This window comes from Sulfobacillus thermosulfidooxidans (assembly GCF_001280565.1).
Classification (GTDB): domain Bacteria; phylum Bacillota; class Sulfobacillia; order Sulfobacillales; family Sulfobacillaceae; genus Sulfobacillus; species Sulfobacillus thermosulfidooxidans_A.
In genome coordinates this window covers 320,182-343,317 of record NZ_LGRO01000001.1, presented here as the reverse complement: position 1 = coordinate 343,317, position 23,136 = coordinate 320,182, and the positions used below count along the sequence as shown (strand labels likewise).

The following is a 23,136-nucleotide window of genomic DNA, read 5'->3' as shown; positions in this document are numbered from 1 at the left end:
CATTTTTCCTGCATACCCTATGCTTCAAAGGAGGTTGACGAATATGACCTTGTTAATTATTGGAATCTGGGGTTGGATTTTGGGCGGCGCGGTCTGGCAAGCGCTGACCCGCTCGACCGATGTTTCCAATACCTCTCAGTCCTCTGTGTCGTCTCCAGATCGTTCGGTGTTCTAAACTACCAGGGTTTTTGATTTTTTCCCTCCTATTTTCTCGAAAGGATACCAAACCATGCCCCTCAGCCTTCATGATTCATCCGCCTCATCGTCCGATTTTCGGTGGCATCCCCCGGCATCTTGGGATACCTGTTGGTGTGCCCACCCCGCCGTGATCGTGCGGGAAACGCTCGATGGCACGGTCCGTTCCACCTACTGTTCCCCCATTTTCTCTTATGGTGGCGCCAACAATATCACCAAGCCGCGCCCGCACTGACCACGATCTTACCTGAACCGCTTTAGCCCGGCGTCTTCCGCCGGGCTGTGGACACGCCCATTCCCATCTTGAGGAGGCGTTGTCCATGTATATAGCTATTCCCGCTGCGGTCTTCTTTACAAGTATTGGTTGGTTTGTGTTTCATGTTGCGGATGTGTTGGTTCGTCATCTCCACTAACCTCTCTGAACTCAATCCAAGAAAGGAGACAATCATATGAGCGCTCAAATGTTCGTCACAGTGGCAGAAGGCTTGACCCTTCACGCGGCTTTTGCCGCGGCGGTCGCTGAAGCCCAGTGGGAACACGGCCATGGCGGCTGCACGGGCACCATTGCCGAAAAAGACTCCGTCTGCGAAATCTCCCCACTCCGTCCCCAGATGTCCGATAACGAAAAATTGGCCTGGGCCTTGAGTCTTCTAACCGACGAAGATGCGGTCCCCCGCGCCTTGGACTGGGTCTTAGACAAATGGAGCCCCGCCGCCGCGTTAAAACTCTCGCAGAACCGCTGGGTCTTTTTTGGTTGGGCACCCGCCTAAGCGGATGCGGGCCGGAACCATTTCCCCATCTTTTGATCCCGCCTAGCGTATTCGTTGCAAAATCTAGTAGAATAAAGGTTACACAATATGGATAATCTCGTAGAGTATACGTATCATGCCCGACAACGCATGATCCAGCGAAATATTACCGAATCCGAGGTCTTAGAATGCTTATTTTGGCCAGACATCACTTATCCTGATGGCCACGGTCATATGAATTACATCAAAAACTCGATTCGCGTTGTCGCAACACTCGATAGAAAGAAGGTGATTACCGTTGTCCGCCAGTCATAATACGGTCACTCGGGTTCTGTCCCACCATTACGATGCGGAAGCGGATGCGTTCTATGTGACATTTCGAAAGGCACCCATCGCATCTCAAGTGACATTATCTCCCGAGATTATCCTCGATGAGACGGTGGATCATACCATCGTCGGCATGGAAGTGCTCTATCCCAGAGAAAATTGGCCCCAGGCTCAAAAATGGTTGCGCCAGCACGGTTTTCTCGTCGATTTCCCATTATCCAGCTTTGACGTGACACCATCCAACAATACGGATCAATAACCTATCCGACGTCCATCACGTCGATGTCACATAGGTGATCATGAGAATATATCACGACACTCCCATATATTTCATCACACCTCAAAGCCCATCGACTCCTTGAACGCGAGGTCTTCCATTATGAGGCTCCCTCAGACTATCCAACGGCTCTTCTATCGCTATCATGCGGACCTCTTAGAGACCGATCGTCACGCCGCGATCATCATTCCGACTGTGCTAGCCGATGGCCACAGTGCGGATTGGCAATGGTTATTCCAGGTGTACGGATGGGAGACCATCCAACAATGGATGCGGGAGTCCGGGCATGCTGCGATGCTCCCGCCTCCCAAGGAACGGTTTTGGACGACGATTCTCTTAGGCACGCCGCAAGAAACCCCACGCTGGGCGGGCGGCAATGCCCGGCGTCTCGTTCCGCCAGACGCCTTACCCAACTGGTTCCCAGATGATTTACGCTAAAACCATTCCCCTTCGTTTCCGGCGTAGCCACCGGGATCAGGTTTTCTCAAGGATTATCGGTTTCCGATTGAGGTTATCATGAAGAGCAAAGGAGAGAGTCTGGTGACGCCCTTCATCGCATCGTTAGATCAACGAATAAACCGCCTGAATGGCCAGCAACCGCTACCGGTGGAAACACGCCGATTCCTGGCAGAGGCTTTGCGGACGCGCATCACCTATGCCTCCAACGCGATAGAAGGCAACCACCTCACCTTAGCCGAAACCCAGATGGTGTTGTCCGGCGTCGCTGTCGGCGGCAAACCCTTGCGCGACCACCTCGAAGCCATCGACCATGCCGAAGCGTGGGATGCCATGATCCAAGCGGTGAATTCCCCGGAACCCATCACCTCTTTTTTGTTGCGCTCCTTGCACGGCCTCGTCTTGCGGCGATCACAGCCGGAGTATGCCGGCCAGTATCGTCAGGGGCCTGTCGCCATCGCCGGGAGTCCTCGGGTGCCGCCAGACCCCATTATGGTGCCCAGCGCTGTCGATGAGTTGCTGACCACATCACAGCACATGGACGCTCACCCCGTCGTGGCGGGAGCCATCATGCATGCCCGATTGATGAGGATTCATCCGTTTGTCGATGGGAACGGACGCACAGGGCGATTGCTGCTCAATCTCTGGCTCCTGCGTCATCACTATGTCCCGACTATCTTGGAACCCGATGATCGTCCGGCCTATTATGCGGCTTTGCAAGCCGCCGATGGCGGCCTCTTTGAGCCAATTATCAAAGTGGTCGCTCACGGCATTTCACGCACCCTCAGTTTGTATGAAGAGGTGCTCCACCTAGGACCTGAGCCGCCTGCTTCGAGACCCCCAGGTCTGCATTTGTAGTTCTCGCGATGATGCCTCAACACCGGTGCGCCCACCCCGACGAACGTCTATTTGTCCAGTGTTTGGCAAAAAGAGTCTCCGATCTTGATAAAAATATCAGATAAAAAATAAATAATAATAATAATAATGAATGATTCCTATGAGCTGTTATATCAAAGATTATTGCGGGAGTCCGGGCATGCCGCGATGCTCCCGCCCCCCAGAGAACGATTCTGGACAACGATTCTTTTAGGTACGCCACAAGAAACCCCGCGCTGGGCGGGCGGCAATGCCCGGCGCCGTGTTCCGCCGGACGCCTTGCCCCCGTGGTTTCCCAACGATTTACGCTAAAATCCTTCCCCTTTGTTCCCGGCGTCTCCGCCGGGATGTGATGGGTTTGACGCACGGTGCTGAGAAAACTTTCCAGCGAAAGGAAGGACTTCCTCATGACGGCATACGCTATCGAATCCGTGTCTTATGGCCCCTATTCTCGTCTTGTCATCGCAATGTCTTTTATGAATCCCTTCGACGATCTGACTTCGATCGAACACGATCTCTTAGGTTTTCAGGGAAAGGTTCTTTTCGATTTGCTTTTTGCTGTCGGACCCACTGCGAATAGATTTGTGGAATCCTTCTTTAATGGGAAACATTTTGTCATGGCCTCTGTTAAACCGGTTGTCATTCACGATGCCCATCTGAAGGCCCTTTTACACTCATTTTATACCGCCTACCCTCATGCAATAGATGCGAGTATCTTGTCACGGTGGGATCGGCTCCGACTTCAAAAAGGCAAAATATAGGTTTAATTTCTTATTTTTCCCATAATGGTCTATTCGTTCATAGATTCCTATATCCGGTTAAATGAATCGCCTCTATTTTGCATGAAATTTGGCGAAGATGGAGAAGATTGCCTATGATGGATCAGACAACAGTAAAAAAGATACTGATTTCTCTAAAGCCCGAACAGATGCAGCACTACTTGAAGATGAAGGGATGGACACGTTCTCAAACCTTTGATCGCGCTGAATTATGGACTCATGCACAGCATGACGCGGAGATTTTACTTCCACGCGATCAACATGTTGCAGACTACCTATTAAGAATGGCCGACGCGGTGGAAGTTTTACGTAAAATTGAGAACCGTTCGTTCATTGACGTGTTATCCGCGTTACATAAGAACACTATATTTCCTCCGCGTTGAAAATGCGCATCGAATCAATATCCGCAACCTTAGAAGGCAATTCCCCAGAGAAATCTATCGCAACGATTCATATTTTTATTGTCTATCCACCAAAGACTGTTCGTCTTTTGTATGAGATTATCCTCATTGTCATTGTTATCGGTTTTGTCAAGTGACTGCTTGCTCATTTAAATTTTTCCTACATCTGTGCTAACCGCATTGGCGTAAACCCATTTTTCACAAAAAGGATGTGTCTGAAAATGCCCTACGCGTTACGCTCTCCGACAATCCATGCTTTGCTTGATCACGCTTCCCGTCTCGATACGGTACGTATGCGTGATAAATTTTATGACTTGTACGAATGCGAACAGGATGGGTTGTTTCTGCTCTGCGAACATGGAACTGATCAGATCACAGCCGTTTTATCTCCCCTTTTCTGGGCGGATTTAAGCGGTGAAACCACAGATTAAGCTGTTTGGCATTTGATAACAGTCCAAATGAGGAGGTTTATTCACCCTATGATTCCTATCAAATCGGACGGCGTGCGCGTCCTGCGCGTGATCAATGCCCAGCGAGTGGTCTCGCCCTGGGCTCGTGAATTATGGGTCGTCCTGGCCGAAATTGTCAATCCCCATCCCTATGTCACATGGGAATGGAATCCCTCGACACAATCCCTCAGCCACGGCCATTATTTTGTGATATTGGACGAAGCACGCAAAGACTTTGACCAGCGAATCGCCGCATTTGCCGGTTTCCCATCATAGCGTGTGCTCACGACAAGGATTCTCGGTTTCTGATTGACGTTATCATGAAGAACAAAGGAGAGAATCTGGTGACGCCCTTCATCGCCTCGTTGGATCAACGCATGAACCGCCTGAATCAACAGGGGTCGCTCCCGGTGGAAACCCGTCGATCTCTGGCCGAGGCATTTCACGTACTTTCAGGGTGTATGAAACAATGCTTCATCGCACTTAGCCCGTTACTGTTCCGACAATCTACCGGGTTCTTTGTTTTCCCAATTTTGCAGACACATTTGGAAAGGAGTTCCCTCGCCGATGAAAGGATTGATTGAGCTCGTTACACGGTATCATGTCGAATGTCTCACATATAACTGTTTTGAAACATACGAGATGGTGGCGTTGAGCTTTAAACAAGTCGAGCAACAATTATACAGCAAAGGCTGGAAGCGACATCAAATCGTAGGAACTTGGCACTGTCCTCACTGTGTGCAACAACTCAATCTGACAGAAAGCATGTCTTTCTGATTATATTCAAGACCAAAAGATGATCTATGTTAATCCTGTGGCTAACCAATATTTTTCCGCATTGAAATGATTCAGATCATGGAATATGAGCATTCGGGACTTTCATATCAACGAGTCTCAGATCTTGCGGAATCCTTTCTTTAATGATTTCTTACCATAACGTCAACCGCAATAAGCCCTTCATTAATTGGATGGTTTCTTTTCCCGCCGTATCCGGCGGGATATTCATAACTTGTTAGGTTTTGACCATCCATTCCATGGCGCCGCGCGGCAAGATGACGCGCTGCTTACGAAGCGGCTCCCTGTGTTGAGTACCTTCGTGATGCGATGATGGCCGTCTGGGTCTCGTGAAGACACCTGACCATCAAGTCGGGGCAGGACCGACCGCCATGTCTGTTCAGTGCTTCACGAAGAGGGGCTTGCGTAGCGAAATCCTCTTTATTGTCAGTGTTTCACCGGAGGGGGGCCTGCGTAGCGGAATCCCCTCCCTTTCTTTTGCCTTAGGCGCGTCGTTCAACGGTAGGACAGCGGTCTCCAAAACCGCTAATGCGGGTTCGACTCCTGCCGCGTCTGCCAATTTTTTCTTGCCCAACGATAACCCGCTTTACACTCCTCTTCACCACAGTATCCCTGCAAATTTCGTGCCAACACGCTTTCCATGTCACGTCGTTATCCAATTTTTATTGATACGCACTGTGCATTATGGGATATAATAAAACCGAGGAGGAAATCTGACGATGGAGATTACTGTGATTGTCGAACAGTTACCCGATTCTCAAGAGTTTCTGGCCTATTCCGATGAAGTCCAATGCCTCGCCACAGGCAATACGGCTGAGCAAGCGATGCAAAATTTTCGCGAGGCTCTTCATCATCTCATGACGCATTATGGCAACGAGCTGATGGCTGATCTCTCCCACAAATCTATTCGTCAAGTCCCTCTCACCTAATGCCAAAGTTACCAGAAATCTCGTATCAAGACCTCTGCCGTTTAATCCAACATTTTGCACAAGATCATGTGGGATTGGGATCACCGCAAATTCGAGGTCGGAATCGCAATGGTGTCCCTTTTAGCATTCATGCGCATCCTGGACACGCGGTTCGACCTGACGTGCTTAGCCATGTTCTTCGCTATCTGGACGTGTCACGCACGGAATTTTTCCTGTGGTACAACCACTAACTTATCGATGCTTTGATAGCTTGGCTCAGAGTTTCTCCATTTATGTCAGAACAATTTTTGCAAAACCGTCACGTTTCTATTAAGCTGAAATGTTTAGAACTCGGAGTCCTCGTAGAAGGCGACTATTCCATGTCCGAACAGCCACCGATACCGCCACCTGCCCCGGATTTTCCTGACCATTGGGGCTTTTATCTCCTCCAAGCGATTAACCGATAAGATTGATGCGGTGCGGCGCGATCAGGACCGTGCAACAGATACGTTGCGTCAAGAAATCAGTGGTGTACGGCAAGAAATCGGAGATGTCCGCCAAGAACTTGGAAGCGTCCGCCAAGAAGTCCGGGCTCTTGATGCCAAATTTGAGAAAAAAGTTAATGCTTTCGATATCAAATTTGATCAAAAACTGACCCATCTCCCATATTGGTATGGGAGTACGCTCGTTGTTATGATTATCGGTTTTGTGACGCTGCTTTTCACTCATCCCTAGATGTCCCTTACGCGGTATCATCTTTTTATTTTTCACTCAAACCCTTCCTGGCGCGTCCTACGGTCTATTCAGACAGTAGGGGGATCAATCACGTTTGGGCAGTTCTCTCGTCATTTTCCAGCGGGAACTCTCCGAATCGTGTCACGTTTTCGGATGGAGGGGTCCGAAGACTGGCGCAAGGCACTAGCGCGGCGTCATCGCGGCGTAAGGCGCGGGAACCTATCCCGTAACGCACCTGGGCCTTGCCCACCCAGGAGACCCCCATGCGTCACAGGAACACTGCGCCATCGCGGTGTAAGGCGCTTTAGCTTCCCATCCTAAAGTACGCGCTTCCTGTGACGGTGGCCTGGGATCTTTCTTTTGGAGTGCTTATTCAATATTTTTTAAGATTTTGCCAGCTTTTTGAAACATCACCGTATTTTTTGCACGCACAACCTTGGACGATGCTTAAAACTCCTTGAGAGGTTGACACGACATTTTGAAGACGCTTAGCTATCTGAAAAGGGTTCATCCTGCTCAATTCGACAGACTACATACCATAAAAAGGTGATCACTATGCGTCAGATGACCAAAGAAATGATTCGGCATATTCACCCCAAAATTTATACGGAGCGATTCGAGCAATCGACAGCACGTCATAATGCTTTGCAACGAAATGGTATCCGTCGTCAATCAGATTTACTACAACACCCGGAACCTAGACATTGAGTGCATCCCCCAGCTCCCATCCCATTCCGATACGAGACCAATCGTTCCCACACAGATTCCTCTGCGTTTCCGATAACATCAAGGAGGTCATCTTCATGTCACACCTCAAAAGACACCACCATGCCTTCCGGGCGGATCCTCAACGGATTGTGGCTCTGCGTGAAATTGCGCGGGACTTAGCCGCAGGGCTGGCACGCCACGAAATGTTTGTCGAGGACCTGCCAGCGCCTGTGCGCCAGCAATTAATCCGTCTGCTGACCTCATAAAAAGTTTGACCATGAGAAGCCTGCCCGTGACAACGAGCCGGCTTTTCCTATCCCGCAGGGCGTGCCCTCTCAGCCATTTAGCGCGGCATCTCATCACATATCCTTATAAAAAACCTATCCTCACCGTTTTTGCTCGCGTAGAAGGGCTCACAGCGGCTCTGACGACTTGCCAGTCAATGACCCCCACCTGAGCCGTTGGCCCTAGGTGGAGGCTTGGGTAGAGACTTGCCCGACGCAAGCATTGCACTAGACCATTGTCATCGGCACTGTAGGACTAACGCCGCGGAATCTTTACCCAAGTTCCGTGTTCCGATGGGGCGTGAGAGTCCACGTCAGGTCGGCTTTTTTACGCCGACGACACAGCCTACAGTCGCATGGTCGATGGGACGTGGCCTGTGTGCCACACAAACTTCGCAAGAAGGAGGACTATCCTCAATGCGCATTGCCGTCGTTTCGCTCTACGGAAAACCGCTCAGTCCCACAACACCAGCTAAAGCGCGCAAGCTGATCAAAAGCGGGGGCGCCATTCCCAAACGGGACAAGCTTGGCACATTTTACCTTCAACTGACAACGCCGACGAGAGAAACGATTCCACACGATACCGTGGCTGGGATTGATCCGGGAAAACTATACTCTGGCCTGGGAGTGCAAACCCCTCAAGCCACGCTTTGGATGGGGCATCTGGTTCTCCCTTTTCCGGTGGTCAAAAAAGCTATGAAAACTCGTAAGACCTTGCGTGGCTTCCGTCGCTATCGCAAGACGCCCCAGCGCTCGATCCGCTTTCTCCATCGTACCGGGCACAAGTTGCCTCCCAGCATTCGGGCCAACCGCGATCTGGAATGGCGCGTACTCCAAGAATTGGCTAAAATCTATCCGATTACGCACGTCGTCTACGAAGTCGTCAAAGCGCGCGGCAACAAATCCTTCAGCCCCGTGATGGTCGGACAGCAATGGCAAATAGACCGCATAGCCCAGCAGTGGCCGCTGACACCCCGATATGGATGGGAAACCCAACGCCTTCGTGATGCTTTGGGGTTGTACAAAACTCGCACAAAAGCTGAACGCTCACCCGCGAGTCATGCAGTCGACGGCGTCGCTCTCGCTGCGAGCCATTTTTTGCGCTATGTCCCGTTTTACGAAAAAAACGGCGACCATGGCCAACGATGGGAAGGACACTGTGACATCACAGATGCTCCATTTGCTGTCATCGGGCGGCCCCTGTGGCATCGCCGGGCGCTGCATGATCAAAACCCGACCCAGGGCGGCCAGCGCGAACGGTTCGGCGGCACCACGACGCCATGGGGCTTCCGCAAGGGGGATTTCGTCGAAGCCACCAAAGCGGACCGCACGGTGCGCGGCTATGTCTCAGGCTATACGCACACGGCGAAAACCCGATCCCTTGCCGTCGCCGATGCCCGTTGGCACCGTCTTGGCCAATTTGTTGTGTCTCACGTGCGTCTGTTACGGCGTTCCACGCGCCTTCTGATAGACGCTGTGGCTTCCTCGGCATTCCTCCCGCCGCTGAACTTTGTTGCAGCGGGGGAATCCTGCCGAGATTCTGTTGAAGGAGGTCCACTGATCATGCGCATCTCTGACCACTTAAAGCAAGGTCAGTCCTTACCACGACAGGTCTGGGGGGCAATTCGCCCCGTCACCCGATCCGTGCCTCCTAAAAAGGGGCGTCATGCGCCCTACCGCCGACAGCCCCGACGCCGCTTGGACCAGGGTGGGGATCGGGAACCCGATTAGCCTGCCCTTTAACGGGCAGGCTCTTGTTTTGTCGTGCTTTTGACCTTCAAAAAGGAGTGATGAATATCATGATGAATCACATTATCCTCATTGGCCGTCTCACCCGCGATCCCGAAATGCGGTACACCCCGCAAGGCACACCCGTTGCCGCCTTCACGCTGGCCGTCGATCGTCCCTTTACCAATGCCCAAGGTCAGCGCGACACCGATTTTATTGATTGCGTGGTTTGGCGTAAACTGGCCGAAACCGTGGGCAATTATCTCCAAAAAGGCCGGCTGGTCGCGGTGGAAGGCCGCTTGCAAGTGCGTTCCTATGAAGCCCAAGATGGCACGAAGCGACGCGTCGCCGAAGTGGTGGCCGAGTCCGTCCAATTCTTGGATAGCCGCAAAGACGCGGCGGGCGTCTCTGCGGACGCGGCCTCTGCCGATGATGCGGCTTTGCCGGATGATTTGCCGTTCTAATCGACCGACACGCCGAAGGGCTTTCGTGCCCTTCGGCGTTTTCTTGTGATGACGAAAGGACTTGTCCGCATGACCCGTCGTACTTTCCGTGTCTCCCTCCCGTTTGGAGGCAGCCTCATCACCTATAGTGGGATTCTCTGGGGCACCGCCCACATTCTCCGGAACACGGTCACCCATATCACTGGCTCGTCGGTCTGGTGCGCATTGGCCCTCACGCCTTTGGCCGTCTGGTGGCAATATCTGGCTGTCCCCTCGTTATCGTTTACGCGGGAACGGTCCGTGCATAATTTTGTGCCCGCTTTATATGTTCTGATTTGGGTGGTCTGGGGCATTCCCGTGGCGGTCCTGACCGCTCTCGGCCATGGTCTTATGACCTTGCTCTATCGCTGGCAAGGCCCCCGCCTGGCTCGCCGTTCTCCCCGCCATCTTGCCGTTCGGGTGTGGGCTGTGCTGGTCAATGATACCCCCGAGCATCTCCAGCGCATGGGGCAAACGTGGGTGCCCTACGCCCAAAATGCTACCGCCGGTCTTTTCTTTCTCGGCTGGCTCTGGTGGTGGCAGTCCGTCATTCCCCCAGCCGATCCTCGGTGGACGGCCCACGCGGTGTCTGTGGCGGTCGCCGTCATCAGTGTCATTACGCTGAATAATTATCTCGGCATTTTTCTGCTCAGTCCCCTTTTGCCCCACGACGACGTCCAGCGGTTGTGGCGCAGCCATATTTGGGCCGACTCGATTCCCGTCAGCGTGGTCGAAAGCATTCTGGCCCTCCTCTTAATCGGCGCGTGGCCCGTGTGGTCGTGGGGTGTCCTGGCTCTGATTATGATTATCGTGCATCGCATGGCCTCCCAACTCACCCAACAACGGCGCCTCTTTGAGCAAGAATACCGCTTACGCCGCGAACAGGAAGCCGCCCGCACCGATACCTTAACCGGCTTGCCCAATCGCCGGGCCCTCGAAGAATATGCCCAGCAGATGACAGCCGAAGGCTTGCCCGCCGTGGTGGCCCTATTGGATATCGACCACTTTAAGCAGGTCAATGACACCTGGGGCCATGATATCGGCGACCATGTGCTCCAAGCCGTCGCCCACCGCGCCCGCCAAGACCGAACGTTCGAGATTATAGCCGACCTGGGATCCGGGATGAACTATTATAAAAAGCCTGAAGTGTCTTCTGAATGAAATCCTGGCGAATCAGGTCAGTCGGCTCGTGGTCACCCACAAGGATTGGCTATTACGCTTTGAAGCAGAGCTCGTCTTGGCAATTTGCGAAGCCAAACAGGTCGAAGTCGTGATCCACGATCATGGGGAAGATACGGCTCGGTTAAGGTGACCCAATTAAAGAATAGGCGAGAATTCCCCATCTCCTTTAGAGGATGGGGATGAAAGTGCCTACTTGCCTTGGCATCCTGGATGTACCGGGGAATGACTTCTGCCGACGCGGATCCCTTTGTTCCTACATAGTACGATCGTCCTAAGCTATTCCCGCCCGCATAGACGCTTGAGCTTTGGAAATCTCTCTCGTCGCTTGAGCAAGGTGTACCCCTTGAGCAGACATCTGGGTGGCGCAGACACGAAACAATACACATAGTTGATGTCCGTATCTCAAGCCAATAGTCTAAAGTCGTGCTGGTCGAAGCATTCCGCAATTAGCGACGTGCAGGCGACATCGACTGCCCCTACCAAAATCTTACGCCGATCCGTCAGTATCCATACAAAGTGAGGCAATTTGCCAATCTATGCAAATGGTGGGCCACAATTTTTTTGGCCAACGTAGATACGGCGTAACAATTACGAAGCCAGGGCAGAACGACAATTCGCTACCCTCACAAGATCAAGTCATTCTATCTACTCACGTGGCCCGCACAAACTATGCATCTGGAAGAATAGCGGATTGTACTCCCCATGGGTCGTGAACGCCCTTCACTGACGTTGCCAAGAGCCGATGACGACGCTGTGTCAAGTTCTGAAGCAACTGTTTTCTCACGCTCTCGTGCCCCATTTCGGACGCGAAAAAGGCCGATCGGCGTGGATCGGCCGGAACTCTGTTTCTTACAATAAAAAAATTGTGGGATGGTCCGCCGACCAAGGTCGAGGTCTGCCATAAATCATTTCTGCAAGAAATCCCGACACCACTTCCCCACGCGCGTCAACGGTCTTCCGAAGTCAAGGCTCGATCAAAAATCCCGCTAGTCGGCATAACCAAAGGTGTTTATGTTTTAACAGAGAAAGTTGAGGTGGTCTTTCTTTGAAGGCTGTGCAAAATCATTCCCAGAATAATAAGCGCCACGCCTCCCATAGATACCGGAGATGGCCAGGATTGACCCAAAAACACCATCGACCCTATCAGAGAAAATAAAACTTCTCCTGACTGCGTTGCTTCGATAGCCGCTAATTGCTCAGGATGTGCAAATGCGTGTTGCGTTGCCCAATAAAATAATACGGTTGCGATGACTCCTGAACCGATTGCTACGATGACGGATTGAATAATTTGAGGTTCCTGTGGCCATCCCCGTTCCATAAGCCCCCAGAAGGCTACGGTTCCCCAAAACGGTAAGCTTCCCAACGTCATTCCCAAGGTGCGCTCCGTAGCACTCATCTGAGGAGCATAGGTTATCATCATGCGATTGCCTAAAGGATAGGCCACCGCCGCCAGAATAATGGGGCCCACGACATTAGCGGTATTATGCCACGACGAGAGATGTCTGAAATGATCCCACTGCAGTAGGCTCACCCCCGCGAGAATGACCATTGAATTGAACAATGTTCGCCAGGGAATTCCTTGAGACAGACTCCGTGCGTGAATGCGGGTCCTCTTGACTACGGGTTCCAGTAATCCGCCCATGATGATCGTGAGTTGCCACGTTCCTGCAACAAGCCAAGCGGGCCCGTATTGTGCTGCAATAGTTAGGGGGGCATAGAATAATCCAAAACCAATCGTTCCGCCCCCAATCCATCGCCAAGGGTGTTCACTTAGTGCTATCCAGAATAATCTGCGTCGGGAACGTGGTGTTAAATAGAGGAGTCCCCACAGCAAAGGCACCATAAAAAAGTAACGCAAGGCGGCAGTCCATTGCCAACTATCATGAGCTAAGCCAAGAGCTTGGTTCACAACAAAGGTTAAAGAAAAAAAAGCCGATGCTACCATGCCAGCAATGATTGTTACTAAGAACGAAGGAGTGGAAAAACGAGTTGATTGAGTATGCAACATTTTATTCCTCCCACCAAAGTGGACTTTTTATCACCGATGGACTGGATGAAGAAATTGATCGGGTCAATTCCAAAAGATAATAGATCACAAAATCAATATCTTTTTCCGTATTAAAGGCGTGTAAGGAAAACCGGATTCCGTGTGGCCGAACGATATGGCGACAAATGATCCCATACTGTTGTAATGTCGCGGTTAACTGTTTGATATCCCATGCCTTACGAGGAATAAGTGTTACAATGCCCGCATCGCCTATTACCCAATAGCATTGAGATAAAATCTCTGAATTCGTAAGCAACCGTATAAAATAGGCATATAAGTGATAGATGCGTTGGGTAATGCGTGGGAATCCCAAATCTCGCAGATATTGTAGGACTGCAAGCCATCCAGCGAGTACAGTAATGTTGCGAGTGGATGATTCTAACCGCTTAACTCCATCCTGCCACTGAATCGCGCCGTTGAAAGCAAACGACTTTATCCCGCAGTATCCTGGTTGGGAAGGCCAAATTTCCTCGATCCACGAGGGGTGGACCCATAATGCGCCCGTCCCGGGAGGCCCACATAACCACTTATGTCCAGGAAAAGCATAAGCATCACAATCGCCGTCCCTTAGCCAAGAAACATCTACATGGCCTATTCCTTGAGCCCCTTCAACTAATGTTTTAATGCCTCGGTTTCGTGCCCAGCGACAAATCATATCCAGGGGACGAATGCGCCCCGTATTCCATGTCACATGACTGAGTATAATCAGCCGTGTAAGTGGGGTGACTAGCGTTTCCAGTTGATGAATTAAATCTTGAGACGTGCAGGGTTCCTTCCAATTCGTAGAAATCAGACGTACAGTCAGACCAAACCGTTTTTGCACAGCAAATACTGGGATAATTGTACTGGCATGTTCGTCAGTCGACACAATAATCTCATCGTCGGGCATCCACCGGATTCCGTTGAGAATTAAATGAAGCCCCTGGGTGGTATTCGTTGTTATCGCGACAGTTTCCGATGGAACCCCTAACAGTTGACTAAGGACTTGGCGGGTACGCTGCACGACGTATTCTGTTTGTTCCCACGGGGTTGCATGCATCGGTTCTTCATTTAAGGCTGTTATCATCGCATTCTTTACAAGGTCTAACAGAGGGCTACTCGTAGCAATATTGAAATAACGGCGGGAATCGCTTCGCGAAACCAGTTGATGCCACGACGGCCACGTTTGAGTCACAAAAATCCCCCCTATTTCCATTGATTTCGAAATCGCAATTTTACGGATATTTGGTTGTATGGGTCTGTTTGCAGGCAAACCGCGACGATGCTATGGTAGGGGCTTTGCCTTGTTGGCGAGTAATCTTCATCGGTGTCTAGGCGGTTTCGGTGCCACGCCGTCCGTAATACTGATAACTGTTAGGGAGAGACGTCCCTCGATTGAATGAAATCATTGTACCGCGCTTTTGGATGGTATAGTAGAGCCATATTGTATCAAAGTGAGCCATCCATAATTAGAAAGAAGGAACCCATGATGTTTATTAAATTGGATCGGTCCCTGTCCCGCCCATTGTGGCAGCAACTCGTGGACGCTCTTATTGAGCTGATGGCCCAAGGGCGATTGCAGGTGGGCGACGTCCTCCCGCCCACTCGCGATCTTGCTCATATTCTTGGGATTTCGCGTTCTACCGTCCAAGTAGCGTATGAGGAGGTCTTAGCTCGCGGATACGTGACCACGACGGGCAAAGGCGGAACGCGGGTGATAGCAGTACCGGCTCCTCGTCTCGATCATCTTGCGCCCCAGATGACAGATGCCCAAGATGTCCCCGTATTGCGCATGAGGCAAGACTCCATTGCCAAAGAACTAACGGATTGGCTTCAAGTCAATGCTGTGAAGCCGTTAGACATTGATTTTCGGCATCAAGAACCGTGGATTGATGACCATTTTCGGACGGCATGGCGACGTGCCGCCACCCGAGCTCTGCGTGTGATGAAGGCGGAGGATTGGAACTATCAGTCGCCTTATGGAACAAGCGATGTGCGGAATCAAATTCGAGACTATCTTGCGGTGGTTCGGGGCATTACCGTCGATACTAATCAAATTTTGATGACGTCTGGTGCTCAACATGCCGTCGATTTAATAGCGCAAACCCTACTCACACGCGGGGCTACGGCCGCCGTCGAAGACCCGGGATTTCCCGGCGCCCGCCTAACACTTGCTTATCGGGGTATCCATGTGGTCGGAGTTCCGGTCGACGCGGACGGTATACAGGTTGAAGCCATCCCTGCCTCCGCACGACTCATTTTTGTCACCCCGACGCACCAGCGCCCTACCGGGAGTGTGCTGTCTGCGAGTCGGCGCCAACTCCTGTTAGATCGAGCCCGCCAACACGGCGCATGGATTGTGGAGGATGACTTCGACAGTGAGTATCGTTATCGTGGCGGGCTCTTGCCGTCCCTCTTTGCCGACGCGGGCTCCCATGTACTCTATATTCTCACGTTCTCCAAACTTCTAACTCCTGCGGTGCGACTGGCAGCCATTATAGGACCCGCCTCCGCCATTGCGAAGCTTGCGAATGTCCATTCCCTCATTCAGCGGCATTTGCCGATTATGGAGCAGCTCACCTTGGCGGAATTTATGCGGACGGGGGATTTTACCCGGCATCTTCGGCGCATGCGCCAACTCTATCGCACCCGCCACGCAATCCTGATACGGCATTTGATGAATAGCCGACTCATCCGGTTGTTTCGTATTCATGGCGTGGAAACGGGACTGCATATCTTTCTGGAAGCAGATTCGACATTCTCAGAACAAGCTGCCGTGGAGGCCGCCGCAAATTGCGGAGTCGGAATTTATCCCTTGCGCCCCTATTGCTACCGCTGTTCGCGTCGAGGCCTGCTGATGGGTTTTGCGCAAACCGACCAACAGGCTATTTCTGAGGGCGTTCGACGATTGGACCAACTGTGGCGAAGTCATCCGTGATGCCGCCGGGGATTTGCGGTGCCCTGCCATGTTCCGTGCAAGAGGAGAATGCCCCATTTTTCGTGGAAATGGAAACTAGCGATCCTGAGGGCTCTGGGGTTGAATAGAGAGTGCTTAACCCATCTTCAGGAGGAATCGCTCGAACGACCCGTATCAAGAAAAAACCGCTGCTCGAACAGTCGGTGACGGGGCCGGGGAGGGACATCCTACGGGATGCCGAAGACGGATTGTTGGCCCTGTCGATGAAAACCCAATGACTGCCAAATTTTAGGTGCGGAAAATGTGATAAATTGTAACAAAGCGGCCCAATAACGCTAACGGGTGGGGCCTGCGGGAAGGAAGTGCTTAGGCTTATGCTGACGAATAGTCCTTATACCGGTTTGGTTCTCGGTTTCGTGTTTTTGACGGGCAGCATGCGCTACTATATCCGCTATAAAGACCAAGGATTTGCCCGCTATGGACTTTTTCTTTGTCTGAGTCTCCTGGGTCTCACCGCGATTGTTGTCGCGATCATCATGCTGATTACAGGGGTTTCCCAGCTATGAACGCGGTCCTAAAAATTTCCCAGGTTTCGTACCGGTATCGTAAAGAATGCGTGTTAAAAGATTTTACGATCTCTCTGCCTCTTTAGCCGCGCTCGCGTGCGGTTTAAATGACCATCTGGTGCTCCATACCGCGCCGATCCTATGGGCCGAAGCCTTATCCCGTTTCCATTGGGTCGGTCGCGGCGACGGGTGGGACCGCGCGCCAGACCGCTTTATCACACGGAAACCCGCTATGCGTTATCTTATCCCCGATATTTGGCACACCTTACACGCCTTGCAATTAATTCCTATGCCGTCTTAAACTGTGCCGCCGTTCGATTCGGTCCCCGTTATCACACACCCCCAGACCGTTTCCGGTGAACCGGAAACGGTCTGGGCCCTTGTCCCTCCACTCTATCAAAATCTTTGCCATCAGGAGCATACCGTCTATGACCCGTCACCCCTTATCGCGTCCAATTATCCGGTCTCGCCAACGCCTTCAAGCGGTCTATGCTCTCATCGCCTGGACCGAGACCATGGAATATGATGAGGATACGCGGTTTATCCCCTGCCCTGACAAAGTGCAGCGGGCCCTCATCAAATTTTTCTCCTAATTTCCCTGCGTTGAAAGGAGTGCGTCATCATGTCCTCCCGGCCTTCCGAATCTTCCCTCGTGACTTCTCTCCCAAGCCTCGTAGACGGGTGTGAACGCGATACCACCTTCCGCGACATCTTGCCAACATCCTGACGCCAACGGCTTTTACGGCTCTGGCCACAGTCCCCGGATCACCATGCCGCGTGTTTGCACGATGGGGAAACCCTCGCGAATCTCCTCGAAGATTCTCCATCTTTGCGGGAGATCATGCCAACCCGTTGCCGTCAGCGGTTTCTTATGCTGCTTCCCCATAGAGAATCCTCCTAACATGACAAATACATAAACAATTCCTTCAAAGGTTTTCTTCTGTCGTTCGATTTCTAACAAACGTATTATGTCCTTTTTGTGACGCATACTGTTTAATATCGGATATAACGGAACTTGCGGCAATCACGGAAAGGAGTCATAATGCAAGAAAACAAGAGGGGGATTGTGATGTTAACCTTAAGTCGTGACGAAATTCGTCAAATAGCTCCAGAAATCGAGAAAATTCCCAGCAGCTTACCACAAGTCCGGCAATTGATGGAGCGTTTAATAGCAAGTCTGTCGGTTTCTAGCGATCCTGTCGTATCCATCGCGATCCGTGAGCCCGACATCTCCTGGATGACCACCGCAGACGTTGCCACCCTCTATGGCGTCTCAGAGCGCACTGTCCGCCAGTGGTGTGAAAAACAATATCTCCAAGCTCAACGTATGCCCGGCCCTCGGGGATCCTGGCGGATTCGCTCGGACCAATTTCCCGCGGATTTGTTCGCGATTAAACGACTTATGACTACCGTGCAAGATATTAACCAACGATTTTCGGCTCCTCCACCGGATGATTATGAACGATAAGCTTCGTGTTGTATTGGACACTACAGTCTTTTGTGGGGCGTTGGTCAATCCAAATGGTAAAACCATGCAGTGTTTACTTTTGGCCAACGGCCCATTTTTCATTCCTGTCGTTGCTCAAACGGTTCTTGCCGAATTTGTCCACGTTGCGACATACGTGGCATTGGAACAGGACGACACCGCCGCATCTATCAGTATGAGGACGTCCAGCGTTTTCTAGAAAGTTTAGCTCCCTTGCTCGCGGGCGCTGTTCCTGTCGGATTGCGCGATATTTTACCGCATATTATGCGCTTGCCATATCTTCCGCTTGCTCAATTTTTTCAAAACCACGCCACGCATTGGCCTATAGGACATATCGAAACGTTTTCCCCCTCCGTGCGCGTCTCAACGATCGATTGATATGATGCTCACGTTATGCTGACTGCAATTGAACAACAAGCCGATCTCATCATCACAAGCAACACCAAGGAATTCCAGATACCCGGTGCACCATGGCGTGTGGAAACACCGCGAAAGTTTTTGTCCCGCTGGATCACCGACTCGGAGTGAACACACCTCTTCTATAAAGATTTTATCCTGACGATCCGTTGCTATTGACCGTTTCGAGGTTCTGGTTAACCGGAAACCGTTTCCCCTCTCGATCGATGCTCAAGGAGTGATGACATCATGAAAACCACCGTATATCACGGCACCCATACCCCGCAAGGGCCCTTTGTCTGGAAAGCCTCCCATAACGGGCGCAGGCTTCAAGCCTTAGAGCCCGTTACGGAGACCTTCCCATGGGATGCCGATCAGGGACCGGGAGCGACCGCCTGAGCACGAGCCCTTTGAGTCGATGCCCTGGGCGACGTCATCCTGGCCGCATCCTGGATGCACGCCTTTCAACACGATATCGTTGATCATCTCCCGCCAACCTGGACATTATCCGCCCAAACGATTCGCAATGGGATCCGCCCGCACTTACGTCCAGCCCTCGTGACGGCGATCACGTCTGCCAGCCCGCCCCGTCCATAAAACTCCTTTAACCCGCTTAGAGAACTTCTCCCTCATGTCCCCTGACTTCCGTTCCCCGCCTCGTATCTCGACAAGACCCTGCTGTTGTGTTACCCTGTACCCATCCCAGTTTTTCCCACCCGAGAGGATCGCTATGGTACGTCATAGCCAAGGTAATGCCGCGAAAAATACCAAACGCTGTCCCCATTGCGGCACCGAAAATGTACTGGCGCTGTGGGAACGCATCCTCCCTGGGGAAACCCGTGTCGCGCATTCTTGCCTAGCGTGCGGTCAATGGATTGTGCTCGATCCAACTGGATGGCAGACGTTTTGGTCCTAATTGTCTTTCTATGATAAGGATTCCCTGCATACATGCTCTTTGACTTTCCATCGTTCTGCCTGGTGCTCAGTTAGCCCGGTCGTCTTCCCGCGACCGGGCTTATTTTTTTGCATACGGTGGTCGGTTGTCCGTAAACCGTTCCCCTCCACCGTTTCCGGTTTCCGGTCATCGACGTGTTGTACCGATGTCTCTATGCCCTCTGTGTTGCCAAAGGAGTGATTCCCCTGTCTGACTCTTTATCCGTTTCTGCCCTCATTGCGCAGATAAAAACCGTATTAGAACTGGCCTTTCCCCGTGTCACCGTGCACGGCGAACTCAGCGGCGTCAAACATCATCCCTCGGGCCATTGGTATTTTACGCTCAAAGATGATCAAGCCCAAATTCGCAGCGTCCTCTTCCGCCGCGATGCGGCCCGGTGTTCTATCCCCTTGCACGATGGCCTTTCTGTGCAAATTACTGGACGCCTTGGCGTTTTTGAACGCGATGGGCAAACGTCCTTATATGCCCAGACTATCACCGCCGTCGGCGAAGGCGCGGCCAAACTCGCGCTCGAAACCTTGTACCGCCAACTCAAAGCCGAAGGCCTCTTTGACCGGCCCAAACGTCCATTGCCCCGCATTCCCCGCCGCATTGCCGTGATTACCAGTGCGTCCGGCGCGGCCCGCCGCGATATCGAAGCCGTGCGCAGCCGCCGCTGTCCCGGTATCGGCCTCGATTTAATTCCCGCGCTCGTCCAAGGCGATTACGCTGTCGAGAGTCTGGTCGCCGCGCTCACAGCCATCCAACCTGCCACACACGATGTCGTCATTATCGGACGCGGGGGCGGCGCCACCGAAGACTTGCAAGCCTTTAATGCCGAAGCCGTTGTCCGGGCCGTCGCGACTTGTCCCATTCCCGTCATTTCCGCTGTGGGTCATGAAATTGATACCACCCTCTCCGATTATGCCGCCGATTATCGCGCTGCCACACCATCTGCCACCGCCGAAATGGCCGTGCCCGACCTCCTCGCCTTACAGGACCTCCTGGAAAGCCGCCGCCTGCGCTTTCACCAAGCCCGCCGACGGGCCGCGATGAGCTGGCACAAACGCTGGCACACCGTCGCCCAACATCCTTTTCTCCGTGATCCGCAATTCCTCTTGCAACCCTACCAACGCCGCATTGATCAAGCGGCAGAACGCTGGGACCGCGCGTGGGACCAGTTCCGTCAACGGCTCAGCCACCGCCGATCGGGAAATCCGCCCAAGCTAAACCGTTACCCGGTCCGTCGCACTGGAAGTGCGACGGGCTTTAGAGAACGGTTTCCTCATTGCGCTCTCAGAGAACCTCAAATCCTGTCAGGCATGACATCACTTATCTCTTCCCTAACATTTCGCTTCCTGCAATGAATCTTTTTGCTCAGAGACACCATACTATACCATCAAGGAGGATTGACGTGTGTGGACAAATGCCGTACAATAACAATCAAATTCCATGACCGAAAGCGAGGAAGTCTGATGCCCACCCATTCCACCCTGCCGCGTAAAGACGCGCGTTTAGAAGTGCGATTGCCCGCGGACCTTAAAGAATTGCTTGACCAAGCTGCCGCATCCTTGGGCATGAGCACCTCGGCATTTGTTCTCACCACCATGACGGAGCGCGCTCAAGAAGCCCTCGCCCATCGCCAGGTGATGGCCTTAAATCCGGCGGAAAGTCGCACGTTCGTCGAGCACTTATTGAATCCTCCTCAACCCCATAACGCCTTACAGAAAGCCGCTGCGCGATATTGGGCGCGGATTGAACACGCTGAACCCTGATGGAATCCATCCGCGTCGAACGTTTAACCGCTCAGCATGATCGCACGCAATTTATCTGTCCCCCTGGCGGGTTAGACACGTACCTCCGCGAACGGGCTCGCCAGGATATCCGACGCCGAGCCGCAGCGGTGTTTGTCGGCGTTTATCCATCCGCTCCCCAAAGAATTTTAGGCTACTATACGCTTTCGGCATTGAGCCTGAAACTTCAGGATATCCCGGTTCCATACCAGCGCCCATTAGCTCGTTATCCTGATGTGGGAGTCACCTTGTTAGGACGTTTAGCGGTCGATGTGGCGTTTCACGGTCAGCACATTGGGGAATTCTTGCTTTTGGATGCCCTACGTCGTGTGGTCTCGTCATCGTCTACGATTGCGACCGCCGGGGTCGTTGTCGATGCTCTAGAGGGCGCTGAATCCTTTTATACCCATTATGGTTTTCTTCCTTTAACGGGCCAGCGCTACTGGCTTCCGCTCAACACCGTCCAGTCCCTTTTTCGCGTCCCCTTTGACCCCCTCCTCACAGAGGATAATTCCTAGCGCAATGCCCTCCGACACATCTCCATGACCCAATCCGCTCATCCTTCTATGTCATCCCACAGCCCGCTGCTTTAAACTCACGCTCGTCGATGGCGATACCGTGGAACCGGACAATTTGCACCGCCAACACTTTTTACCTAAGATATGGACCGCTTGAAAGCGGCGGTCTTGGCTGAACGTTTTGACAGTCTCTATCATCGTCCCATTTGGGCTATCTCCGACTATCTGCACGGTCCTACTGCGTTCGACGCGTGGATTCCCCCCGACCACGCCGCATTTTCTTATGGCGTGCCCTTTCCCCTTCTCATCGGTTGTGTCGATAACCACGCGACCCGCCAAATTCTCCACCAGATTTTTCTGCGCTGGCCCGAAGGCATCTATATCGACACGGTGGCCCAACCCCATCGGATGCTGACCAATGTCTGGGCGGCCATGACGGTGATGAGTGCCCTCACTGCGTTATTGGCCGAACAACAGATTCTGTGGCACGTGAGCAATTTTAACACGTATTATAGCACGCACCATATCCAAGTTCTGACCCCCTCATATTGGCATGCTCTTAAGCCTCTCATCTTGCCATGACGCGATGCGTCACGGTTTATCGCGCACGACCCCCTGATGAGAGACCGTGAGCGATGTTCCTATGCGTATACGAAAGGAGACCGCCAATGTCCTTACGCATTTTGATTTGTGGCAGCCGCCATTGGACCGATATCCGGCCCATTATGACGTTCATCCAGCGGGTGCCCGCCGATGCGACGATCATCACTGGCGGGGCGCCGGGCCCCGGCGCAACCGACAGATGCTCGCCATCGGCGTCGATTTGGTCATGGCGTTTAGATTGACCGGGCCGAGTCCGACCGCGAACAGACCCCATGATAGCAATTGGTCGCGAAGCTGAAGTGTCCGTTTTCGTCAACTTCGTAATGTCACGACGAGTTAACAAATTCGATAATGGTTTATAGGATAACGGGATCCGGGCCGTTGGCGTTTTGCGGATTAGATGAACTGACTAATAGAAAATTATGACTTATTCTCGTGTTATGTGGATGATGTACTGGAAACCAAAGCACTATGATGATAAAGCCTATTATTGTGATGAATCTCTTACTACGTGGCATTAATCGAATTAACCTCCTCACTTGATGTACAATGTTCCTTATAGAGCA

The 23,136-nt window shown here is 52.2% G+C and carries 32 protein-coding genes, 1 tRNA gene and 2 pseudogenes; 32 read left to right on the top strand and 3 right to left on the bottom strand.

The window, feature by feature from the left end; translation table 11 throughout:
- Nucleotides 1–43: 43 nt before the first annotated feature.
- The 20 genes and pseudogenes from AOA63_RS20325 to AOA63_RS20095 form a co-directional block, all read left to right on the top strand.
- A complete protein-coding gene (locus AOA63_RS20325) occupies nucleotides 44–175 on the top strand; it encodes a hypothetical protein (protein WP_278276924.1) in 132 nt (43 codons plus the stop codon).
- A 469-nt stretch (nucleotides 176–644) separates the two neighbouring features.
- Complete coding sequence (locus tag AOA63_RS01780; protein ID WP_053958100.1) at nucleotides 645–965, top strand: hypothetical protein; 321 nt, start codon at nucleotides 645–647, stop codon at nucleotides 963–965.
- An 87-nt stretch (nucleotides 966–1,052) separates the two neighbouring features.
- A complete protein-coding gene (locus AOA63_RS18815; RefSeq protein ID WP_082343683.1) occupies nucleotides 1,053–1,259 on the top strand; it encodes a DUF4258 domain-containing protein in 207 nt (68 codons plus the stop codon).
- Nucleotides 1,243–1,530, top strand: coding sequence for a DUF2283 domain-containing protein (locus AOA63_RS01775; RefSeq protein ID WP_053958099.1), 288 nt, complete (start codon nucleotides 1,243–1,245; stop codon nucleotides 1,528–1,530). The genes AOA63_RS18815 and AOA63_RS01775 overlap by 17 nt, the downstream gene beginning before the upstream one ends.
- 120 nt (nucleotides 1,531–1,650) lie before the next feature.
- Nucleotides 1,651–1,986 (top strand): DUF6922 domain-containing protein, encoded by a 336-nt coding sequence (locus tag AOA63_RS01770; RefSeq protein ID WP_053958098.1) that lies wholly within the window; start codon nucleotides 1,651–1,653, stop codon nucleotides 1,984–1,986.
- A gap of 102 nt (nucleotides 1,987–2,088) precedes the next feature.
- Nucleotides 2,089–2,862 (top strand): Fic family protein, encoded by a 774-nt coding sequence (locus AOA63_RS01765; protein ID WP_053958097.1) that lies wholly within the window; start codon nucleotides 2,089–2,091, stop codon nucleotides 2,860–2,862.
- A 126-nt stretch (nucleotides 2,863–2,988) separates the two neighbouring features.
- The gene (locus AOA63_RS01760; protein WP_053958096.1) at nucleotides 2,989–3,192 is read left to right on the top strand and encodes a hypothetical protein; all 204 of its coding nucleotides are present in this window, start codon (nucleotides 2,989–2,991) and stop codon (nucleotides 3,190–3,192) included.
- A 95-nt stretch (nucleotides 3,193–3,287) separates the two neighbouring features.
- Complete coding sequence (locus tag AOA63_RS01755; protein ID WP_053958095.1) at nucleotides 3,288–3,641, top strand: type II toxin-antitoxin system RnlB family antitoxin; 354 nt, start codon at nucleotides 3,288–3,290, stop codon at nucleotides 3,639–3,641.
- Nucleotides 3,642–3,754: 113 nt separating this feature from the next.
- Entirely contained in the window at nucleotides 3,755–4,042 is a 288-nt protein-coding gene (locus tag AOA63_RS01750) for a hypothetical protein (protein ID WP_053958094.1), read from the top strand.
- A 239-nt stretch (nucleotides 4,043–4,281) separates the two neighbouring features.
- Nucleotides 4,282–4,491: a hypothetical protein gene (locus AOA63_RS01745; protein WP_053958093.1), complete on the top strand. Its 210-nt coding sequence runs from the start codon at nucleotides 4,282–4,284 to the stop codon at nucleotides 4,489–4,491.
- A gap of 48 nt (nucleotides 4,492–4,539) precedes the next feature.
- Nucleotides 4,540–4,785 (top strand): hypothetical protein, encoded by a 246-nt coding sequence (locus AOA63_RS01740; protein ID WP_053958092.1) that lies wholly within the window; start codon nucleotides 4,540–4,542, stop codon nucleotides 4,783–4,785.
- Between the two features lie 291 nt (nucleotides 4,786–5,076).
- Nucleotides 5,077–5,286 (top strand): hypothetical protein, encoded by a 210-nt coding sequence (locus tag AOA63_RS01730; protein WP_053958090.1) that lies wholly within the window; start codon nucleotides 5,077–5,079, stop codon nucleotides 5,284–5,286.
- Between the two features lie 502 nt (nucleotides 5,287–5,788).
- Nucleotides 5,789–5,862 (top strand) — tRNA-Trp (locus AOA63_RS01725).
- Nucleotides 5,863–6,023: 161 nt separating this feature from the next.
- Nucleotides 6,024–6,233: a type II toxin-antitoxin system HicB family antitoxin gene (locus AOA63_RS01720; RefSeq protein WP_053958089.1), complete on the top strand. Its 210-nt coding sequence runs from the start codon at nucleotides 6,024–6,026 to the stop codon at nucleotides 6,231–6,233.
- Nucleotides 6,234–6,689: 456 nt separating this feature from the next.
- Nucleotides 6,690–6,947, top strand: a complete 258-nt coding sequence (locus AOA63_RS01715) for a hypothetical protein (RefSeq protein ID WP_053958088.1) — start codon at nucleotides 6,690–6,692, stop codon at nucleotides 6,945–6,947.
- A gap of 803 nt (nucleotides 6,948–7,750) precedes the next feature.
- Nucleotides 7,751–7,921 carry a hypothetical protein gene (locus AOA63_RS19560; RefSeq protein ID WP_171822575.1) on the top strand — a complete coding sequence of 57 codons (171 nt, stop codon included), beginning with the start codon at nucleotides 7,751–7,753 and terminating at the stop codon, nucleotides 7,919–7,921.
- Nucleotides 7,922–8,356: 435 nt separating this feature from the next.
- Nucleotides 8,357–9,670: an RRXRR domain-containing protein gene (locus AOA63_RS01710; RefSeq protein ID WP_053958087.1), complete on the top strand. Its 1,314-nt coding sequence runs from the start codon at nucleotides 8,357–8,359 to the stop codon at nucleotides 9,668–9,670.
- A gap of 68 nt (nucleotides 9,671–9,738) precedes the next feature.
- Nucleotides 9,739–10,131, top strand: a complete 393-nt coding sequence (locus AOA63_RS01705; RefSeq protein WP_053958086.1) for a single-stranded DNA-binding protein — start codon at nucleotides 9,739–9,741, stop codon at nucleotides 10,129–10,131.
- A 48-nt stretch (nucleotides 10,132–10,179) separates the two neighbouring features.
- Nucleotides 10,180–11,172, top strand: a pseudogene (locus AOA63_RS20455) (GGDEF domain-containing protein); the annotation flags it as partial.
- Nucleotides 11,173–11,238: 66 nt separating this feature from the next.
- Nucleotides 11,239–11,452: pseudogene (locus tag AOA63_RS20095) on the top strand (IS607 family transposase); the annotation flags it as partial.
- Nucleotides 11,453–12,340: 888 nt separating this feature from the next.
- Here the strand turns inward: AOA63_RS20095 and AOA63_RS01695 are convergent.
- Nucleotides 12,341–13,339, bottom strand: a complete 999-nt coding sequence (locus tag AOA63_RS01695) for a DMT family transporter (protein WP_053958084.1) — start codon at nucleotides 13,337–13,339, stop codon at nucleotides 12,341–12,343.
- Nucleotide 13,340: 1 nt separating this feature from the next.
- Complete coding sequence (locus AOA63_RS01690; protein WP_053958083.1) at nucleotides 13,341–14,552, bottom strand: aminotransferase class V-fold PLP-dependent enzyme; 1,212 nt, start codon at nucleotides 14,550–14,552, stop codon at nucleotides 13,341–13,343.
- A 291-nt stretch (nucleotides 14,553–14,843) separates the two neighbouring features.
- On the opposite strand from AOA63_RS01690, the gene AOA63_RS01685 reads away from it, so the two are divergent.
- From AOA63_RS01685 to AOA63_RS19555, 4 genes are all read left to right on the top strand, one after another.
- Nucleotides 14,844–16,295: a PLP-dependent aminotransferase family protein gene (locus tag AOA63_RS01685; RefSeq protein WP_197648371.1), complete on the top strand. Its 1,452-nt coding sequence runs from the start codon at nucleotides 14,844–14,846 to the stop codon at nucleotides 16,293–16,295.
- A 353-nt stretch (nucleotides 16,296–16,648) separates the two neighbouring features.
- The gene (locus tag AOA63_RS01680) at nucleotides 16,649–16,840 is read left to right on the top strand and encodes a hypothetical protein (protein WP_053958081.1); all 192 of its coding nucleotides are present in this window, start codon (nucleotides 16,649–16,651) and stop codon (nucleotides 16,838–16,840) included.
- 46 nt (nucleotides 16,841–16,886) lie between these two features.
- Nucleotides 16,887–17,141 (top strand): hypothetical protein, encoded by a 255-nt coding sequence (locus AOA63_RS01675; protein ID WP_053958080.1) that lies wholly within the window; start codon nucleotides 16,887–16,889, stop codon nucleotides 17,139–17,141.
- Nucleotides 17,142–17,268: 127 nt separating this feature from the next.
- Nucleotides 17,269–17,433, top strand: a complete 165-nt coding sequence (locus AOA63_RS19555) for a hypothetical protein (protein ID WP_171822574.1) — start codon at nucleotides 17,269–17,271, stop codon at nucleotides 17,431–17,433.
- A gap of 146 nt (nucleotides 17,434–17,579) precedes the next feature.
- Here AOA63_RS19555 and AOA63_RS19550 read toward each other — a convergent pair whose 3' ends face one another.
- Nucleotides 17,580–17,726, bottom strand: a complete 147-nt coding sequence (locus tag AOA63_RS19550) for a hypothetical protein (RefSeq protein ID WP_171822573.1) — start codon at nucleotides 17,724–17,726, stop codon at nucleotides 17,580–17,582.
- A gap of 183 nt (nucleotides 17,727–17,909) precedes the next feature.
- On the opposite strand from AOA63_RS19550, the gene AOA63_RS01670 reads away from it, so the two are divergent.
- The 8 genes from AOA63_RS01670 to AOA63_RS19240 all read left to right on the top strand — a co-directional run bounded on the left by AOA63_RS01670 (nucleotide 17,910) and on the right by AOA63_RS19240 (nucleotide 22,812).
- Nucleotides 17,910–18,308, top strand: coding sequence for a helix-turn-helix domain-containing protein (locus AOA63_RS01670; RefSeq protein ID WP_053958079.1), 399 nt, complete (start codon nucleotides 17,910–17,912; stop codon nucleotides 18,306–18,308).
- 663 nt (nucleotides 18,309–18,971) lie between these two features.
- The gene (locus AOA63_RS19545; protein WP_171822572.1) at nucleotides 18,972–19,121 is read left to right on the top strand and encodes a hypothetical protein; all 150 of its coding nucleotides are present in this window, start codon (nucleotides 18,972–18,974) and stop codon (nucleotides 19,119–19,121) included.
- Nucleotides 19,122–19,452: 331 nt separating this feature from the next.
- Entirely contained in the window at nucleotides 19,453–19,638 is a 186-nt protein-coding gene (locus tag AOA63_RS19245) for a zinc ribbon domain-containing protein (RefSeq protein WP_139061458.1), read from the top strand.
- A 173-nt stretch (nucleotides 19,639–19,811) separates the two neighbouring features.
- The gene (gene xseA, locus AOA63_RS01660) at nucleotides 19,812–21,023 is read left to right on the top strand and encodes an exodeoxyribonuclease VII large subunit (RefSeq protein ID WP_206742803.1); all 1,212 of its coding nucleotides are present in this window, start codon (nucleotides 19,812–19,814) and stop codon (nucleotides 21,021–21,023) included.
- 108 nt (nucleotides 21,024–21,131) lie between these two features.
- A complete protein-coding gene (locus AOA63_RS01655) occupies nucleotides 21,132–21,431 on the top strand; it encodes a DUF1778 domain-containing protein (protein WP_053958076.1) in 300 nt (99 codons plus the stop codon).
- On the top strand, nucleotides 21,431–21,967 hold the full coding sequence (locus AOA63_RS01650; RefSeq protein ID WP_053958075.1) for a GNAT family N-acetyltransferase: 537 nt from the start codon (nucleotides 21,431–21,433) through the stop codon (nucleotides 21,965–21,967). Before AOA63_RS01655 ends, AOA63_RS01650 begins: the two co-directional genes overlap by 1 nt.
- A 144-nt stretch (nucleotides 21,968–22,111) precedes the next feature.
- Nucleotides 22,112–22,549, top strand: a complete 438-nt coding sequence (locus AOA63_RS01645) for a hypothetical protein (protein ID WP_053958074.1) — start codon at nucleotides 22,112–22,114, stop codon at nucleotides 22,547–22,549.
- An 86-nt stretch (nucleotides 22,550–22,635) separates the two neighbouring features.
- Nucleotides 22,636–22,812 carry a DUF2493 domain-containing protein gene (locus AOA63_RS19240; protein WP_139061457.1) on the top strand — a complete coding sequence of 59 codons (177 nt, stop codon included), beginning with the start codon at nucleotides 22,636–22,638 and terminating at the stop codon, nucleotides 22,810–22,812.
- Nucleotides 22,813–23,136: the final 324 nt, after the last annotated feature.

Coding starts and splice junctions, on each gene's coding strand:
- AOA63_RS01670 (WP_053958079.1), top strand. CDS start 17,910: ATGTTAACCTTAAGTCGTGACGAAATTCGTCAAATAGCTCCAGAAATC.
- AOA63_RS01685 (WP_197648371.1), top strand. CDS start 14,844: ATGATGTTTATTAAATTGGATCGGTCCCTGTCCCGCCCATTGTGGCAG.
- AOA63_RS01745 (WP_053958093.1), top strand. CDS start 4,282: ATGCCCTACGCGTTACGCTCTCCGACAATCCATGCTTTGCTTGATCAC.
- AOA63_RS19245 (WP_139061458.1), top strand. CDS start 19,453: ATGGTACGTCATAGCCAAGGTAATGCCGCGAAAAATACCAAACGCTGT.
- AOA63_RS01755 (WP_053958095.1), top strand. CDS start 3,288: ATGACGGCATACGCTATCGAATCCGTGTCTTATGGCCCCTATTCTCGT.
- AOA63_RS19555 (WP_171822574.1), top strand. CDS start 17,269: ATGACCCGTCACCCCTTATCGCGTCCAATTATCCGGTCTCGCCAACGC.
- AOA63_RS19560 (WP_171822575.1), top strand. CDS start 7,751: ATGTCACACCTCAAAAGACACCACCATGCCTTCCGGGCGGATCCTCAA.
- AOA63_RS01720 (WP_053958089.1), top strand. CDS start 6,024: ATGGAGATTACTGTGATTGTCGAACAGTTACCCGATTCTCAAGAGTTT.
- AOA63_RS01750 (WP_053958094.1), top strand. CDS start 3,755: ATGATGGATCAGACAACAGTAAAAAAGATACTGATTTCTCTAAAGCCC.
- AOA63_RS01730 (WP_053958090.1), top strand. CDS start 5,077: ATGAAAGGATTGATTGAGCTCGTTACACGGTATCATGTCGAATGTCTC.
- AOA63_RS18815 (WP_082343683.1), top strand. CDS start 1,053: ATGGATAATCTCGTAGAGTATACGTATCATGCCCGACAACGCATGATC.
- AOA63_RS19550 (WP_171822573.1), bottom strand. CDS start 17,726: ATGGGGAAGCAGCATAAGAAACCGCTGACGGCAACGGGTTGGCATGAT.
- AOA63_RS01650 (WP_053958075.1), top strand. CDS start 21,431: ATGGAATCCATCCGCGTCGAACGTTTAACCGCTCAGCATGATCGCACG.
- AOA63_RS01770 (WP_053958098.1), top strand. CDS start 1,651: ATGAGGCTCCCTCAGACTATCCAACGGCTCTTCTATCGCTATCATGCG.
- AOA63_RS01645 (WP_053958074.1), top strand. CDS start 22,112: ATGGACCGCTTGAAAGCGGCGGTCTTGGCTGAACGTTTTGACAGTCTC.
- AOA63_RS01695 (WP_053958084.1), bottom strand. CDS start 13,339: ATGTTGCATACTCAATCAACTCGTTTTTCCACTCCTTCGTTCTTAGTA.
- AOA63_RS01780 (WP_053958100.1), top strand. CDS start 645: ATGAGCGCTCAAATGTTCGTCACAGTGGCAGAAGGCTTGACCCTTCAC.
- AOA63_RS01760 (WP_053958096.1), top strand. CDS start 2,989: ATGAATGATTCCTATGAGCTGTTATATCAAAGATTATTGCGGGAGTCC.
- AOA63_RS01680 (WP_053958081.1), top strand. CDS start 16,649: ATGCTGACGAATAGTCCTTATACCGGTTTGGTTCTCGGTTTCGTGTTT.
- AOA63_RS01740 (WP_053958092.1), top strand. CDS start 4,540: ATGATTCCTATCAAATCGGACGGCGTGCGCGTCCTGCGCGTGATCAAT.
- AOA63_RS01655 (WP_053958076.1), top strand. CDS start 21,132: ATGCCCACCCATTCCACCCTGCCGCGTAAAGACGCGCGTTTAGAAGTG.
- AOA63_RS01705 (WP_053958086.1), top strand. CDS start 9,739: ATGATGAATCACATTATCCTCATTGGCCGTCTCACCCGCGATCCCGAA.
- AOA63_RS20325 (WP_278276924.1), top strand. CDS start 44: ATGACCTTGTTAATTATTGGAATCTGGGGTTGGATTTTGGGCGGCGCG.
- AOA63_RS19545 (WP_171822572.1), top strand. CDS start 18,972: ATGAAAACCACCGTATATCACGGCACCCATACCCCGCAAGGGCCCTTT.
- AOA63_RS01675 (WP_053958080.1), top strand. CDS start 16,887: ATGCGTGTTAAAAGATTTTACGATCTCTCTGCCTCTTTAGCCGCGCTC.
- AOA63_RS01710 (WP_053958087.1), top strand. CDS start 8,357: ATGCGCATTGCCGTCGTTTCGCTCTACGGAAAACCGCTCAGTCCCACA.
- AOA63_RS19240 (WP_139061457.1), top strand. CDS start 22,636: ATGTCCTTACGCATTTTGATTTGTGGCAGCCGCCATTGGACCGATATC.